The sequence below is a fragment of the Desulfosarcina cetonica JCM 12296 genome, from assembly GCF_001311845.1.
GTDB lineage: Bacteria > Desulfobacterota > Desulfobacteria > Desulfobacterales > Desulfosarcinaceae > Desulfosarcina > Desulfosarcina cetonica.
The window spans coordinates 1-14,196 of sequence record NZ_BBCC01000165.1 but is presented as its reverse complement, the minus strand read 5'-3'; the positions used below and the strand labels follow the sequence as shown (position 1 = coordinate 14,196).

Sequence of the window (14,196 nt, the reverse complement as noted above, 5' to 3'; positions counted from 1 at the left end):
AGGCCTCGAGACCGCGACCCGTTCATGGGAAACGCTCGCCCAAACCGGTGAGACGGTTTTCTCCCCCCCCACCCTTGATCGCCTCGGTATCGCCATCGACTGTGCCGACAACGACCGCTGCCTGGAATTGGAACTGGATGAGAACAAATTCCGGCAGATCGTGGGCAATCTGATCAAAAATGCCCTGCAGTACCGCCGGCAGCGGATCGATATCCGCCTGGGCCGCCAGGATGAGTGGTTCTGCCTGGCGGTGACCGACGATGGGCCCGGCGTTGCCGCGGCGCACAGCGAGCTGATTTTCAATTGCTACACGCGCATCAACGCCAATGCCCTGCCTTCCCGTAGCGGCCACGGCCTGGGATTGGCCGGGGCGCGGATCCTGGCCCGCCGCATGGGCGGCGACATTACCGTTACGGCCGGGCCGGGCAGTGGTGCCCGGTTCAAGCTGATGCTGCCCCTGAATTCCGTGGCCATGGCATGCGAGTGACCGGGGGCGTGCCGTTGCAAGGGGCGAACTTCCCAATAACAGCCAAACAAAGGAAAAGAACATGACTGCCGAATCCAACCATCTTTCCGGAAAGGGAATTTTGGCCGGAAAACGAATCTTGGCCGTGGACGATGAAAACGACATTTTGGAAACCATCGTCGACATCCTCGACATGGCCGAGGTGGACACGGCCCGCGACTACGACAGCGCTTCGGCGAAGATCCGCACCGGCCGCTACGATCTGGCCATTCTCGACATCATGGGCGTGGACGGCCTGACGCTCCTGGACGAGGCCGTGGCCATGGGCATCCCCACGGTGATGCTCACCGCCCATGCGGTCAATCCGGAAACCCTCATGGCCTCCATCCGCAAGGGGGCCATCTCCTATCTGCCCAAGGAGACCCTCATCGACCTGGACGACCTGCTGGAAGCGCTCCTGGGCGCCCAGGCGGCCGGTAAACCGCCCTGGAAACTGCTTTTCGACCGGTTGGGCGGCTACTTCGACGAGCGTTTCGGGCCGGACTGGAAGGCCAAGGACGAGACTTTTTGGTCCGACTTCTCCCGCAACTGGCAGGTGGGCCGCGGAATTCAGGCCCGTTTGAAAAACGATCCCCGGGTGCGCGATATCGGGGTTTGATGCCAATATGAATCAAGGAGGGCTAACCCATGTTGCCATGGCTGCAATCCAATATCAATTTTCCGCTCAGCGGTGACGTCAACCAGCGAATCGAGCCCGACTGGTTTTTCGGAAGCATTGGCGCCGAGGTCGGTGACGGCGAGATCGAGCGGGAGGTTTTCCAGAAGGTGGCCTCCTATGGCCGGCAGATCGGCGTGCTTACGGACGTGCTGTTGTCCATCATTGATCAGTTGGACCTGGATGAGGGGCGGATCGATGCGCTGGCAGCGTTGAAAACCCTGCATGCCCGGGTGGCGGAAGTAAAGGCGTCCAAAAAAGAGCGTCTCCAGGAACGGGCGCGGGCGCTGCTCGACAAATTGGAAAAGAGTGACGCCGAGGCATTCAAGCAACTCATCGACGACTATTCGGCCCGCCGTTGACCCACCGGCCGTCGAACGCGCCATCGTCCACAGGAAGACTTGAAACCCGTGCGAAAATCGTTTATCTTGCCGTTATCTATTACGAAAAGGAGGTCCCTTTGGTGAAAATCGATCGATTGTCATGGGTGCCGGCCGGTCTCTTTGTCATGGTGATGGTTTTCGGCGTCGCCGCAACGGCAAATGCTTCCTCAAGTGGTGCGCATTGGGGGTACACCGGCGACGTCGGTCCGGCCCATTGGGGCGCGCTGGATCCGACATTCGAGATGTGCGCCAAGGGTAAGAACCAGGCGCCCATCGATATTACCGGCGCATGGACACCGAACTGGCACCCATCCAGTTTGCCTATGGCCCCTCGGAGGCCGAAATCCTGAACAACGGGCACACCGTTCAGGTAAACCTGGCCGCTGGCAACCAGATCATGCTGAACGGGCGGACCTTTCATCTGAAGCAGTTTCATTTTCACACGCCCAGCGAAAACACCGTCAACGGCAAGTTCTTTGCCATGGAGGCGCATCTGGTGCACGCTGATGCCGACGGCAACCTGGCGGTGATCGGCGTGATGTTCAACAAGGGGGATGCGAATCCGGTGATCGCATCCCTGTGGGCGCAGATGCCGAAAAAGGCGGGGGCGCATAAAAAACTGGAAGCCACCGTCGATCCCATGACCCTCCTGCCGGCGGCCAAGGACCACTACCGGTTTAACGGCTCCCTGACCACGCCGCCGTGTTCCGAGGGGGTTTTTTGGCTCGTGATGAAGAACGCCCTGCCGGTATCCAGCGCCCAGGCGGACGCCTTCACCGCCCTGATGCACGGGCCCAACAACCGTCCGGTGCAACCCATCAACGCCCGCCCGATTCTCGAATAGCCAGTGTCCCGACGATCCCCCATCCCCCTTCGGAACAAAAACCACGGTCACCTTTGCCATGAAGGACCCGTGGTTTTTATTCCGACCCGGACGATAGCCTTGATTTTTTTTGAGGTATAAATCGTCAAATATAGCGAATTGAATGGTTTGTATGCGTTAAGTCGTCTTTAAAGACGACTTGAAAAATATTGCAAAGTAATATATAAAACGACATTTATGACGACTAACAATCATATTAACCCATAAAATCGACGGATATGACGATAAATGAGCTTTCAACCCTCATGACCGATGACGCCATCCTGGCCGAATTGGGCCGTCGCCTGGCCCGCTGCCGCATCGACCGGCAGTTGACCCAGGCCGAGCTGGCCCACCAGGCCGGTGTGTCCAAGCGCACCGTGGAGCGTATCGAGGCGGGGGCCTCGACCCAGATGGTGAGCGTGATCCGGATCAGCCGGATACTGGATCTCATTCCCGGCATCGAGCAGTGGATTCCCCAGCCGGGCCTCCGGCCGATGGACCTGATCGGCCGCAAGGGCAAGACCCGCCAGCGGGCTTCATCCGGTCGCAAGACAACGGGCGCGGATAAGCCCTGGACCTGGGATCCATGAGTACCACCGCCGAAGTCAACCTCTGGGGGCGCACCATCGGCGCCGTGGCCCTGCAGGACGGCCAGCGCGTGACGGCCTTCGAATACGACCCGGCCTTCGCTCGAAGCGGCATCGAACTTTCCCCGCTGACGATGCCGCTTTCCACCCGGGTGTACACGTTTCCGCAGTTGGCTTACGGGACGTTTCACGGCCTGCCGGGCCTGCTCGCCGATTCGCTGCCCGACCGTTTCGGCAACGCCCTGATCAATGCCTGGCTGGCCACCCAGGGGCGTTCGGCGGATTCGTTCAACGCCGTCGAGCGGCTTTGCTATGTGGGTAAACGGGGGACGGGCGCTTTGGAATTCGTGCCGGTCATCGGCCCCCGTGACCAGCGCGCGGTGCGGCTCAACGTCGACCGGCTGGTGGCCCTGGCATCGGAGATCCTCAGTCAGCGCGATCACCTGGCCGAATCCTTTGCCGGTCCGCAGAAAGCCAGGGGCTTGGCCAATATTCTGCGCGTGGGCACATCGGCGGGCGGCGCCCGGGCCAAGGCGATCATCGCCCTGAACCCGGTCACCAACGAGGTCCGGTCCGGCCAGGTCGACGCCGGTGAGGGCTTCGAGTACTGGCTGCTCAAGTTCGACGGGGTCAGCGGCAACCGCGACAAGGAGCTGGCTGACCCCAAGGGCTACGGTGCCGTCGAATACGCCTATTGGAAAATGGCCACCGACGCCGGCATCCGCATGAGCGAGTGCCGCCTTTTGGAGGAGAACGACCGCCGGCACTTCATGACCCGCCGGTTCGATCGCGGCCCCCGGGGCGAGAAACTGCACATGCAGTCGCTGTGCGCCATGGCCCACTTCGACTTCAACCTGGCCGGCGCCTACGCGTATGAGCAGGCCCTGTTGGTCATCCGGCGACTGGGGCTTTCCATGGATGCGGTGGAAGAGCAGTTCCGGCGCATGGTCTTCAACGTCGTGGCCCGCAACCAGGACGACCATGTGAAGAATATCGCCTTTTTGATGACGCCCGACGGCACCTGGTCGCTCTCGCCGGCCTTTGATTTGACCTACAGCTACAACCCCGACGGCGCGTGGACCGCCAGCCATCAGATGACGCTCAACGGCAAGCGGGACGACTTCACCCGGGAAGATTTCCGGGCCTGTGCCAAGACGGCCATGCTCAAGCGCGGGCGGCTGAGACGATCATCGCACAGGTGCAGCGCGTCGTCGCCCGCTGGCCAGACTATGCCGACGCCGCCGGGGTTCCGCCGGCCTGGCGGGATCAGATCTACGCCACCTTGCGGTTGAAACCGTTTCGCTGAAGCTGTGGTGCCCCTGACAAAGCGCCGTCACCGGCAATTGAGGGCCGGGGACGGCGCTTGATAAATCGATCAACGGTTACCTGATGGATAGCGATTTCAACTCGGGGTCCGGTCCGGAACCTGGATCATCAGCTTCGCCCTTGGCGCGCACCTTGTCGCCGGACGAGACGGTGACATCCACCCAGACCTTGCGACCGTTGATTTCACGAACCTTGGCGCGCAGTTCGATGGTATCCACCGGCGTGGGGGTGAGATAGTCGACCTTGATGGAGGCGGTCACGAAGCGCTCCAGGGGTTGAACCTCAGGGTCGATGCCTTCTTCGCGGGCCTTGGCGGCCGCGGCCGTGCCGGCGGCGTGACAGTCGATCAGAGAGGCGATCAGCCCGCCGTAGAGATAATCGGGAAACCCGCCCGTGTGGTAGCTGCGCGGGCTGAACTGGCAGACACTTTCGTCTCCGTCCCAGTAGCTCTTGATTTTCAGGCCGTGTTCGTTGAGATGGCCGCAGCCGTAACAGTGGGCATAGTTGTCCGGGTAGTAATCCTGAAATGCTTTAAGACGCATGTACGTTTCTCCCCCCTCTGGTTTGCAGGATGCTGAAATGTGATGTTGTCGTGACCGGTTGGATCACGCAAGGAGCGGTGTGCGATGATAAACCTTTTTTCTCTTTTGCCACCGACAACGATCTTTTTCAACCCCTGGCCGGCATTTCGAATTTCAAGGGAGATGGTCCCGGGGAATGGGACCATCTCCGATCGGCAAAGCCGGATGGAGGGTCATGCAAGCGTCCGGGCGGCCGGAATGCAAGCGATCAGTTGACCCGGCGCTCGCGTCCCTTCCATTCCCTTTCGCGCAGCTTGAACTTCTGGATCTTGCCGGTGGCTGTCTTGGGCAAGGGGCCAAATTCGATGGTCTTGGGAGCCTTGAAGCGTGCCAGATTGGCCTTGCAGAACTCGATGATCGATTCGGCGGTTGGATTCGAGCCGGGTTTGGGCACCACGAAGGCCTTGGGCACCTCGCCCCATTTGGGGTCGGGCACCGGTACCACGGCCACTTCCATGACATCCGGATGGCGGTAGAGGACGTTTTCCACCTCGACGGTGGAGATGTTTTCCCCGCCGCTGATGATGATGTCTTTCTTGCGGTCCATGATCTGGATGTAGTTGTCCGGGTGCATCACCGCCAGATCACCGCTGTGGAACCAACCACCGGCAAAGGCCGTCTCGGTGGCCTCGGGGTCGTTGTAGTAGCCCAGCATGACGTTGTTGCCGCGCATGACGATCTCCCCCATGGTCTGGCCGTCCCGCGGCACCGGTTGCATGGTCTTCGGGTTGACCACATCCATGTGCTGGGCGACGATATAGGGAACCCCCTGGCGGGCCTTGAGCTGGGCCCGCTCGTCATCGGAAAGGCCGTCCCACTTGGTTTGCCACTGGCATACGCTATGGGGGCCGAACACCTCGGTCAGGCCATAGGTCTGGGTAATGTTGGCGCCGATGCCCTCCATGTTGCCGATGATGGTGGGGGCCGGCGGGGCGCCGGCGGTCATGATCTCCAGACGCTTTTCCAGGTGCAGTTTGTGCTCGGTGGCGTAAGCGGACATGCCGATCAGAATGGTCGGGGCGGCGCACAGGTGGGTGACGCCTTCCTGGGCGATGATCTTGAAGATTTCCTCGGGAACCACCTTGCGCAGGCAGACATGGGTGGCCCCCATGGCCGTGATGCCCCAGGTGAAGCACCAGCCGTTGCAGTGGAACATGGGCAGGGTCCACAGGTAAACCGAGTTTGCCGTGGTGCTGAATTCCAACTGCTCGCCCAGGGCGTTGAGATAGGCGCCGCGGTGGTGGTACATGACGCCCTTGGGCAGGCCGGTGGTGCCGCTGGTGTAGTTGATCGTGGCCACCTGGCGCTCGTCGTCGACTTCGATGGGCAGCGGATCGGGATTGCCCTCGGCCAGGAAGGTCTCATAGTCCGGGCCGTCCAACGGTTTGTCGTCGCTGATGTCGCAGATGTTGACGACGGTGTGCACCTTCTTCAACTGATCCATGACCGGGGCGACCAGTTCGGCGAACTCATTGTCCACGAACAGCGCCTTGCTGTCCGAGTGGTCGATGATGTAGGCCACCTCGTTGGCCGACAGACGGATATTGATGCTCACCAGGGCCGCGCCGATCATGGGCACGGCGTAGTGGGCCTCGAGCATGGGCGGGGTGTTGGGGCAGATGAAGGCCACCTTGTCGCCCTTGGCGATGCCTTTTTTCTTCAGGGCGCTGGCCAGGCGGTTGACGCGCGCGTAAAACTCGCTGTAGGTCCGGCGGATATCGCCATAGACCATCGCTTCCTTGTCGGGAAACACCATGGCGCTACGGACGATAAAATTTACCGGGGTGAGAACATCATAGTTGACCGAGGGGTAAGACATGATGATAGCCCTTTCAAAAAAGTGGTTGCGTTGACGTATGAATGAGGAGCCTGTCCGTTTTTCCGTCCTACTTCAGTTTGCCCAAAAGGGCGCTGGCGATGGTGTTCTTCTGGATCTCACGGGTACCCTCGTACAATTCGGTGATCTTGGCATCCCGGGCGAAGCGCTCCACCTCGTACTCCTGCATGTAGCCGTAGCCGCCCAAAAGCTGGATGGCTTCGTCACACACCTCCACCGCGGCCCGGGCGGCGGCCATCTTGGCCATGCTGGTCAGTTTGGGGTCGATGTGGCCTGATCGAAATTCCAGGCCGCCTTGTAGGTGAGCAGACGGGCCATTTCGATCTTGGTGGCCATGTCGGCCAGTTTGTGCTGGTTCACCTGAAACTGGGCGATCTTGCGGCCGAACTGCTCCCTGGATTTCACATAGGCCAGGGCGCGGTCAAAGGCCCCCTGGGCCGTGCCCAAGGCCTGGGCGGCGATGAGGATGCGGCTCTCGTCGAAGAACTCCAGCACCTGATAGAATCCCCGGTTCTCCTTGCCGATCAGATTGCTCTGGGGCACGCGCACATCCTTGAAGGTAACCTCGGCGGTATGCATCATGCGGATGCCCATCTTGGTACCCACGTCGGTGGTGGAGACGCCGGCACGATCGGCTTCCACCAGGATCAGGCTCATGCCGCGATACCCCGGCGTGGCCTCGGGGTCGGTCTGGCACAGCACGCTGTAGAAACCGGCCAGCGGGCCGCCGTTGGTGATGAAGATTTTGCTGCCGTTGATCACCCAGTCGTCGCCGTCCTTGGTCGCCACCGTGTTGAGCGAGGTGATGTCCGAGCCGTGATCGGGTTCGGTGAACGCTCCACAGGAGAGCACTTCGCCCTCGGCGACCTTGGGCAGCCAGGTCTTCTTCTGCGCCTCGCTGCCGAAGTGCAGGATGATTTCCGAGGCGAAATCGGCCAGGATCAGGCAGGCGCCCACGGTGCTGTCACCGGCGCACAAGGCTTCGGCCACCAGGATGTTTTCCATGACACCCATGCCCTGGCCGGAGTAGGCTTCCGGGAAGTGGATGCCGATAAAGCCGAGATCGGCGGCTTTCTTCCATATTTTTTCGGGATACTGGTGGTTTTCTTCCATCTCGGCGATCTGGCTTTTGTCGAATTCGCCTTTGACGAAATCCCTGACGGCTTTCTGGATCTGTTGTTGTTCGGTGGTGAGCGCGAATTCCATGTGGCCTCCTTGTTTATCTGAATTGCCCGAACCAGAAATGCCGGGCGTGCACGCCGGGGATGGGGGTGCATGAATTGGAAAACAGATGCCATGCGATGGCTAAGCGACTGCCTGCACATTATTATGGCGGGGGTAAAGATTCAATCGGACGGGAACCGATTTTCACATGGCCAGCCGTCTGATGCGCGGTAATGTTTAAACCTACATGAAGCGGCGCGCACGGGGTAAAATAATAAAGGCCTTCCCGCGGCAGTGGTCCGCGCGGGAAGGCCTTTGGATATCTGTATATCAGACCTTGAACTGATATATCAGACTTTGAACTGATCGACCATGGTCTTGAGGTTATCGGAGAGCGTGGAGAGTTCTTGGGCGGAAAGGTTGATCTGATTGCTGCTGGTGGACATTTCGTTCATGGAGACGCTGACCCCGGCGATCTCCTTGGAAATCTCTCCCGAAACGGTCGAGCTCTGATTGACGTTTTCGTTGACTTCCTGGATGCCCTGTGACGCTTGATTGACATTGCCGGCGATGTCCTTGGTGGCAGCGGATTGTTCCTCAACGGCGGTCGCGATGGTGGCCACCACGTCGTTGACGTCCTTGATGACCTGGGTGATTTCGCTGATCTGACCGACTGTCAGGGTGGTGGTCCCCTGAATGCCCTCGATTTTGTCCTTGATGTCCTGGGTGGCGGTAGCGGTTTGCTTGGCCAACTCCTTGATCTCGTTGGCCACCACGGCAAACCCCTTGCCGGCCTCGCCGGCGCGGGCGGCCTCGATGGTGGCATTCAGCGCTAACAGATTGACCTGCTCGGAGATGTCGGTGATGGTCTCGATCACTTTGCCGATGGAGTTGGCCGCCACGCCCAATTGATCCATGTTGGTGGAGGCACTGGTGGCCTTGTGGGCGGCGTCGTCGGAGATGCCGCGGGCCTTTTCGGCGTTGCGCGCGATCTCGTCGATGGTGGCGGACATCTCTTCGGCGGCGGCGGCCACCATGTTGGTGTTGGTGGCGGACTGCTCCATGGCGGCGGCCACGTTGTTCATGTTGGCGCTCATCTCCTCGGCGGCGGCTGAGACGGCGTTGGATTTCTCGGTGACGATTTCCGTCCCCTGCGTCATCTGTTCGGAAATGGCAGAAAGTTCAGTCGAGGCATTGGAGAGGGTCTTGATCCCACCGGCGATATCCTTCATGATTCCCTGGAGTTTTTCGATAAAGGTATTGAACCAGCGGGCCAGTTCACCGACTTCGTCGCGGCTGGTGGCCGGAAGGCGCATGGTCAGATCGCCCTCGCCCTGGGCGATGTCCCTGAGCCCGTCCACGGCTGCATTAATCGGCCTTACGATGGAACGCGCGGCAAACAGAACGATGATGCCAATAATGACGCCGGCCATAAGGGTAATAACGATATTGGCATTGCGGATGGTATTCGAGCTCGCCAAAAACTCGGATTTGTCCTGGGTTGCGCTGACGGACCATCCATTGATCCCCACAGGCGCGAAACCGGCGATTTTGGGGGTTCCCTTGAAAACATACGACTCAACGCCCGTTTCGCCATTTACCATTTTTTTTATGTAACCATGCATATCCGCGTTGCCGAGGGCATCGAATTTAAGAATAAGTTCGGGCTTTGGATGGGCTAAAACAATGCCCTTGTTGTTTATCATGACCCCATATCCGGTCTTTCCAACTTTTCGATTTGAAATCAGGTTGGTGAAATAGTGGGCCTTGATGACCGTTCCCAGGACACCCAGGAATGCCCCTTGATCGGATTTGATCGGAGCAAATGCGCTGGTGGCGGGCATTCCGGAAGCCTTTGAAATGATCATTTCGCTGATGTTGGGCATGCCGCGATCCCTGGCTTTCACGAAGGCAGGATTTTTTGACAGGTCAATTTTTTTGTAAGCACTGCCATCTTCAAGCACACCCGTATAAATCATTCCATGAACGTCGGTAATGAAGATGCCCTGGTAGTTCTCTCCCATGGTGGAAAACTGCCTTTTCAATTCCCTGAATACGCCATCCACCTGATCCTTTGCCGCTTCCACGCCCGATTGGTTGACGGTCGTTGCAAGATCCATGATCAACTGCTGAGAAGCCATGGTGGCGGCCCTGCCCATTTCCATTTCAAGGATATTGCGCGTCATCCGGGCAAGATCCAGGGAGATTCCCTCTACCTGGATCTCCGATAGTTCTGAGAGGGCGGTCCGTGCTTTTGAATAGGATATATAGCCAACAATGATCAGGGGAATCAGTACGGCACTAACACCGCCAAGAATCAGTTTGGTGGAAATGGATCTCAGGTTAAGCTGCATCAATGGGCCTCCGTTTCGGTAAGGATAGGTGCGAAATGGCGATTGCAATTATCATTCATGTGGTTTCCTCTTAAAACATCTGCACTTTTTCTTATTGGCCGAAATTTATTTTTTATAAGTCCATATGATGGCTATCGTGAAAAATTTTATCCGGATGAAGGTGGGTGGCAAGCCAAACCTCCCCATGGCCCACAAATCCATCCACAAGGCCCTGGGGCACTACCTGGGTATTGTCGATAAAGAGACCAACAAGGCGCTTTTAAAAGAAATCTGATTGACTCCGTCCCCCCGACCTGGGTAAAGTAAAACTTAGAAAGCTCTCAATTTAGGAAGGAAAATCCACCACCGCTAACTTGAAAGCGAAGGCGGGATGATTAAGGTGTTGGAGGAAAAACAATCCGCCATTCAACTTGCCAATTGATGAAAAATTATTGATGAATTGAACTAAAAGAGGAGTTCTTGTGGTACGCAAAAAATTAGTGGAGCATAATGCCTTGGTTCAGGCCGTTGAGATGGGAATGCCAAAATCTGTGATTATGGAAAAGTTCGATTTTAAAAGCTTATCGGCTTTGAAAACAGCTTATTACAATGCGCTGGTGGCATTGGAGAAAATTGAAAAAGTGAATGAAACGCGTAAAAAAAAAGAACGTTGATACAAAAATAAGGGTTAACGCCAGAGGAAGCCTCGTCATCCCCAAGGATCTGGTCGAACATCTGGAGATTGATCCCGAAGATATTTTTGAGGTCGTAAAAAACACCTCAGGTTTAGTCCTGAAAAAAACCAAAAGACTTCCGAAAACCATCCTTCGAAAACGATCCCATCGCCCTGCATCGTCTCACGCCAGTATGCCAAATTAACTGTATCAGTCCGGAGCCATGAATCCTCAACCTGGATTATTTGTTCCGGACGGCTTTTTTGTTCGCCATGAATATGAGTATATGTTATAAACTTTTCATCTGCACGATTATCGGTCGTTTACCATCCGGTCATGCTGAAAATATTAGTAAACCTGATCGGGGCGATTAAATGCGCATTTCCGATAACGTATCACCTGACACTTCCCGAGCAATGCGTTTAAAAGACATTAAACAAGGGGTCACCATCCGATCGGTTGGCTCTCTGGTCATGTGGCTGTTCGCTCTATTTGCTTTTTGGGTCAACGAAATACGGATATCTCATTTTATCGGCGTTAGTTGCTCGGTACTATTCCTTGTTTTGCTTGGTCCCCTGACACTTTTCACGCTCAAACGGGTTACCGGCAATAACACCTTCGCCAATGTCCGTCTTTTTTTCAACATCCTGGGTGCGTTGGGCTTTACCGCCATTATTTATTCACTGGGAGGAATCGAAGCCACCTACCTTACCCCTATCTATGCCGCCTTGATTGCGTATCTGGGGGTTCTGGCGCCTCAAAGCGTGCCGTTTATTATCGCAGGTTTCTGTGCTTTTTTCTTTTGCTCCGTGGTATTGTTAGAAGGTTTGGGCATCATTCCCGGCCTGAAAGTCGATCCCCACTTCAATCGATCGCTGACGAATCAATTTATTAAAGTTGCCGTTGTGATGGGGTTGCTTTTTATTGTCGCTTATATCTCTTCTTTTACGGCCGGAAAATTAAAACACGGACGGGATCGACTTCGCCGGAAAAACAAAGATCTTGAGGAAAAATCAATTCAATTGGAAAATTCCCAAAGTGAGCTGAAAGTCGCTCACAATGGGTTAAAGACAATGATTGCAAAACTAAATAGTGAGATTGACGAGCGAAAAAAGGCTGAACAGGAGCGTGAAAAGCTGATCAATGAGCTTGAGAACGCATTAAAAGAGATCAAAACGTTACGAGGAATATTGCCACTTTGCTCGTTTTGTAAAAAAATCCGCAATGACAAAGGCTACTGGGAACAGGTCGATGTCTATATTCAAAAACATTTACAAGCTGATGTGAGTCATAGTGTTTGTCCGGATTGTGCCAAAAAGCATTACTCGTTTTTATACAAAGAGGGTGAATCTTAGTCATGATTTAATGCACAAAGCCCACGCATCCGATGAAAAGAGTTGCTTTATTGGTTCCTTGTCTCAGAGCCCAAAAGCGGATTTCATTGAAATGGCAGATTTTAAGAACCTTCCCTCGCCACCGGTTTGAATACCAACACGTCACTTGTTTCCATTTAAAAAACGGATGGCTGTATCCACGCTCATATGAATTTGCGATTTGACTTGTTTCCGGTTGCCGTGAAAAAGAAAAATTTTCCCCGGACACAAGGAGAATCCCCTCGATGAGCACCAATGGCGACCCGCTCGGCTCTCGTGCCGTTCTGAACCGGCTGCAGCGGATTACCGAAGAGAACCTTTTAGACATCGAACGCTTGAAGGCCGGTGGTCGCGCGGCCATCGGATTTTATTGCCTCTACTCTCCCACCGAACTGGCCGTGGCGGCGGATGCCATCCCCTTGCCCCTGTGCGGCACGCGCAACGATCCCATCGCGACAGCCGAGGAGATGCTGCCGCGCAATCTCTGCCCCCTGATCAAAAGCAGTTTCGGCTTTGCCGTGACCGATACCTGTCCGTTTTTCCGATTTTCGGACATCATTGTCGGCGACACCACCTGCGACGGCAAGAAGAAGATGTTCGAGCTGTTGAACCGTTACAAGACCACCCATGTGCTGCAGTTGCCCCAGAGCCAGGATGCGACCGTGGCGCTTTCCCAATGGCGGCATGAGCTATCCCGTTTCAAGGCGATCATCGAGGCCCAAACCGGGGTGACGATCACCGAAGAACGCCTGCGCGCGGCCATCGATCTGATGAACCGCGAGCGCCGCTCGCGCAAGGCGATCATGGATCTCAACCAGGCCCGGCCGGCCCCCTTGAGCGGATCGCTGCTCATCGAAATTCTCTTCAAGGTCGGTTTCCTGGCCGACAAGGAGAAGGGCATTGCCCTGATGGACGCCGTGGTGGCAGATGCCGTCGACGGTTGCCTGCGGGCGCCGGGCGAGCGGCACGCGAATCGTAAACGCATTCTGATCACGGGCGTGCCCATCGGCTTGGGCAGCGACAAGATCGTCAAGATCGTCGAGCAGTGCGGCGCCGACGTGGTGGCCTTCGAGAATTGTGCCGGATACAAACAGGCCTTTGTCGTCGATGCGGAAAAAGATCCCATGGACGCCCTGGCCGAACAATACCTGGCCACGCCATGCTCGGTGATGAGTCCCAACCCCGGCCGGTTCGCCCTGCTCGAGCAAATGATTGCCGATTTTGCGGTTGACGGGGTTATCGATCTGACCTGGCAAGCCTGTCATACCTATAATATCGAAGCGTATTCCATCGATGCCTTCGTCCAGGAGCGCTTCGGCATGCCCAGCCTGCATCTCGAAACCGATTATGCCGAGAGCGATACCGAGCAACTGCGCGTCAGGGTCGAGGCTTACCTGGAAATGCTTTGAACGTGCCCAACACATACCCTCAGAGAGGAGACTCCCCCATGAAACCACGGAAGCTATCCATTGTCGCCGCGCTTTGCATCCTTCTGGCCGCTTCGATCACCGCCTTTGCCGGTGATCTGCCCAAGACAGCCCTGGGCGAGGGGATGACCATCTGGTTCGACACCGGCGGGCCGGTGGGCGGCACCTACAACACCATCGTCCAGAACGGTGCCCTGCAGGCCGCCCGGGACCTGGGATGCACGGTCAAGCTGTTCTATTCGGACTGGAGTCCCCAACTCATGATCGAGAATTTCAAGAAAGCCCTGGCCGCCAAACCCGATGGTATCGTGGTGATGGGACATCCCGGCGATGATGCCTACCGGCCGTTCATCGAGGAGGCCGTCGCCAAGGGCATCATCGTCACCGCCACGGACACGGAATTGCCCGCCTTGCAGGCGCGCTATCAGTCCAGCGGATTCGGTTATTCCGGCGTGGACAACTATG

Annotated in this window: 15 protein-coding genes and 1 pseudogene; 12 read left to right on the top strand and 4 right to left on the bottom strand. The window is 56.7% G+C overall.

Annotation, left to right across the window (positions count from 1 at the left end; translation table 11 throughout):
* From JCM12296_RS26275 to JCM12296_RS26250, 7 genes are all read left to right on the top strand, one after another.
* On the top strand, positions 1 to 487 hold a 487-nt coding region (locus JCM12296_RS26275), incomplete at its 5' end, for a sensor histidine kinase (RefSeq protein ID WP_172684113.1).
* Between the two features lie 61 nt (positions 488 to 548).
* Positions 549 to 1,124 carry a response regulator gene (locus JCM12296_RS26270; protein WP_054699418.1) on the top strand — a complete coding sequence of 192 codons (576 nt, stop codon included), beginning with the start codon at positions 549 to 551 and terminating at the stop codon, positions 1,122 to 1,124.
* A 29-nt stretch (positions 1,125 to 1,153) separates the two neighbouring features.
* On the top strand, positions 1,154 to 1,543 hold the full coding sequence (locus JCM12296_RS41015; RefSeq protein WP_054699416.1) for a hypothetical protein: 390 nt from the start codon (positions 1,154 to 1,156) through the stop codon (positions 1,541 to 1,543).
* Positions 1,544 to 1,644: 101 nt separating this feature from the next.
* A complete protein-coding gene (locus JCM12296_RS42555) occupies positions 1,645 to 1,914 on the top strand; it encodes a carbonic anhydrase family protein (protein WP_218188291.1) in 270 nt (89 codons plus the stop codon).
* A complete protein-coding gene (locus JCM12296_RS26260; protein WP_218188290.1) occupies positions 1,854 to 2,408 on the top strand; it encodes a carbonic anhydrase in 555 nt (184 codons plus the stop codon). The genes JCM12296_RS42555 and JCM12296_RS26260 overlap by 61 nt, the downstream gene beginning before the upstream one ends.
* A 284-nt stretch (positions 2,409 to 2,692) precedes the next feature.
* A complete protein-coding gene (locus tag JCM12296_RS26255) occupies positions 2,693 to 3,019 on the top strand; it encodes a helix-turn-helix domain-containing protein (RefSeq protein ID WP_213182719.1) in 327 nt (108 codons plus the stop codon).
* Positions 3,016 to 4,308, top strand: coding sequence for a type II toxin-antitoxin system HipA family toxin (locus JCM12296_RS26250; protein ID WP_218188289.1), 1,293 nt, complete (start codon positions 3,016 to 3,018; stop codon positions 4,306 to 4,308). The genes JCM12296_RS26255 and JCM12296_RS26250 overlap by 4 nt, the downstream gene beginning before the upstream one ends.
* Positions 4,309 to 4,398: 90 nt before the next feature.
* On the opposite strand, the gene JCM12296_RS26245 is transcribed toward JCM12296_RS26250, so the two are convergent.
* The 4 genes and pseudogenes from JCM12296_RS26245 to JCM12296_RS26230 all read right to left on the bottom strand — a co-directional run bounded on the left by JCM12296_RS26245 (position 4,399) and on the right by JCM12296_RS26230 (position 10,278).
* Positions 4,399 to 4,884 (bottom strand): PaaI family thioesterase, encoded by a 486-nt coding sequence (locus JCM12296_RS26245; RefSeq protein ID WP_054699413.1) that lies wholly within the window; start codon positions 4,882 to 4,884, stop codon positions 4,399 to 4,401.
* A 247-nt stretch (positions 4,885 to 5,131) separates the two neighbouring features.
* Positions 5,132 to 6,742 carry a long-chain-fatty-acid--CoA ligase gene (locus tag JCM12296_RS26240; RefSeq protein WP_054699411.1) on the bottom strand — a complete coding sequence of 537 codons (1,611 nt, stop codon included), beginning with the start codon at positions 6,740 to 6,742 and terminating at the stop codon, positions 5,132 to 5,134.
* A 67-nt stretch (positions 6,743 to 6,809) separates the two neighbouring features.
* Positions 6,810 to 7,966: pseudogene (locus JCM12296_RS26235) on the bottom strand (acyl-CoA dehydrogenase family protein).
* A 308-nt stretch (positions 7,967 to 8,274) separates the two neighbouring features.
* Complete coding sequence (locus tag JCM12296_RS26230; protein ID WP_054699409.1) at positions 8,275 to 10,278, bottom strand: methyl-accepting chemotaxis protein; 2,004 nt, start codon at positions 10,276 to 10,278, stop codon at positions 8,275 to 8,277.
* Between the two features lie 136 nt (positions 10,279 to 10,414).
* On the opposite strand from JCM12296_RS26230, the gene JCM12296_RS38960 reads away from it, so the two are divergent.
* The 5 genes from JCM12296_RS38960 to JCM12296_RS26210 form a co-directional block, all read left to right on the top strand.
* Positions 10,415 to 10,552 (top strand): hypothetical protein, encoded by a 138-nt coding sequence (locus tag JCM12296_RS38960; protein ID WP_157067913.1) that lies wholly within the window; start codon positions 10,415 to 10,417, stop codon positions 10,550 to 10,552.
* A gap of 187 nt (positions 10,553 to 10,739) precedes the next feature.
* Positions 10,740 to 10,931, top strand: coding sequence for a hypothetical protein (locus JCM12296_RS26225; RefSeq protein ID WP_054699408.1), 192 nt, complete (start codon positions 10,740 to 10,742; stop codon positions 10,929 to 10,931).
* 374 nt (positions 10,932 to 11,305) lie between these two features.
* Entirely contained in the window at positions 11,306 to 12,286 is a 981-nt protein-coding gene (locus tag JCM12296_RS26220; RefSeq protein WP_157067912.1) for a hypothetical protein, read from the top strand.
* 263 nt (positions 12,287 to 12,549) lie between these two features.
* Complete coding sequence (locus JCM12296_RS26215; RefSeq protein WP_054699404.1) at positions 12,550 to 13,713, top strand: double-cubane-cluster-containing anaerobic reductase; 1,164 nt, start codon at positions 12,550 to 12,552, stop codon at positions 13,711 to 13,713.
* 38 nt (positions 13,714 to 13,751) lie between these two features.
* A partial coding sequence (locus JCM12296_RS26210) for a substrate-binding domain-containing protein (RefSeq protein WP_157067911.1) occupies positions 13,752 to 14,196 on the top strand: 445 nt, incomplete at its 3' end.

Bases quoted from the DNA above. Each gene is read 5' to 3' on its own strand.
- JCM12296_RS26270 (WP_054699418.1), top strand. From the start codon at position 549: ATGACTGCCGAATCCAACCATCTTTCCGGAAAGGGAATTTTGGCCGGA.
- JCM12296_RS41015 (WP_054699416.1), top strand. From the start codon at position 1,154: ATGTTGCCATGGCTGCAATCCAATATCAATTTTCCGCTCAGCGGTGAC.
- JCM12296_RS26260 (WP_218188290.1), top strand. From the start codon at position 1,854: ATGGACACCGAACTGGCACCCATCCAGTTTGCCTATGGCCCCTCGGAG.
- JCM12296_RS26255 (WP_213182719.1), top strand. From the start codon at position 2,693: ATGACCGATGACGCCATCCTGGCCGAATTGGGCCGTCGCCTGGCCCGC.
- JCM12296_RS26250 (WP_218188289.1), top strand. From the start codon at position 3,016: ATGAGTACCACCGCCGAAGTCAACCTCTGGGGGCGCACCATCGGCGCC.
- JCM12296_RS26245 (WP_054699413.1), bottom strand. From the start codon at position 4,884: ATGCGTCTTAAAGCATTTCAGGATTACTACCCGGACAACTATGCCCAC.
- JCM12296_RS26240 (WP_054699411.1), bottom strand. From the start codon at position 6,742: ATGTCTTACCCCTCGGTCAACTATGATGTTCTCACCCCGGTAAATTTT.
- JCM12296_RS26230 (WP_054699409.1), bottom strand. From the start codon at position 10,278: ATGCAGCTTAACCTGAGATCCATTTCCACCAAACTGATTCTTGGCGGT.
- JCM12296_RS26220 (WP_157067912.1), top strand. From the start codon at position 11,306: ATGCGCATTTCCGATAACGTATCACCTGACACTTCCCGAGCAATGCGT.
- JCM12296_RS26215 (WP_054699404.1), top strand. From the start codon at position 12,550: ATGAGCACCAATGGCGACCCGCTCGGCTCTCGTGCCGTTCTGAACCGG.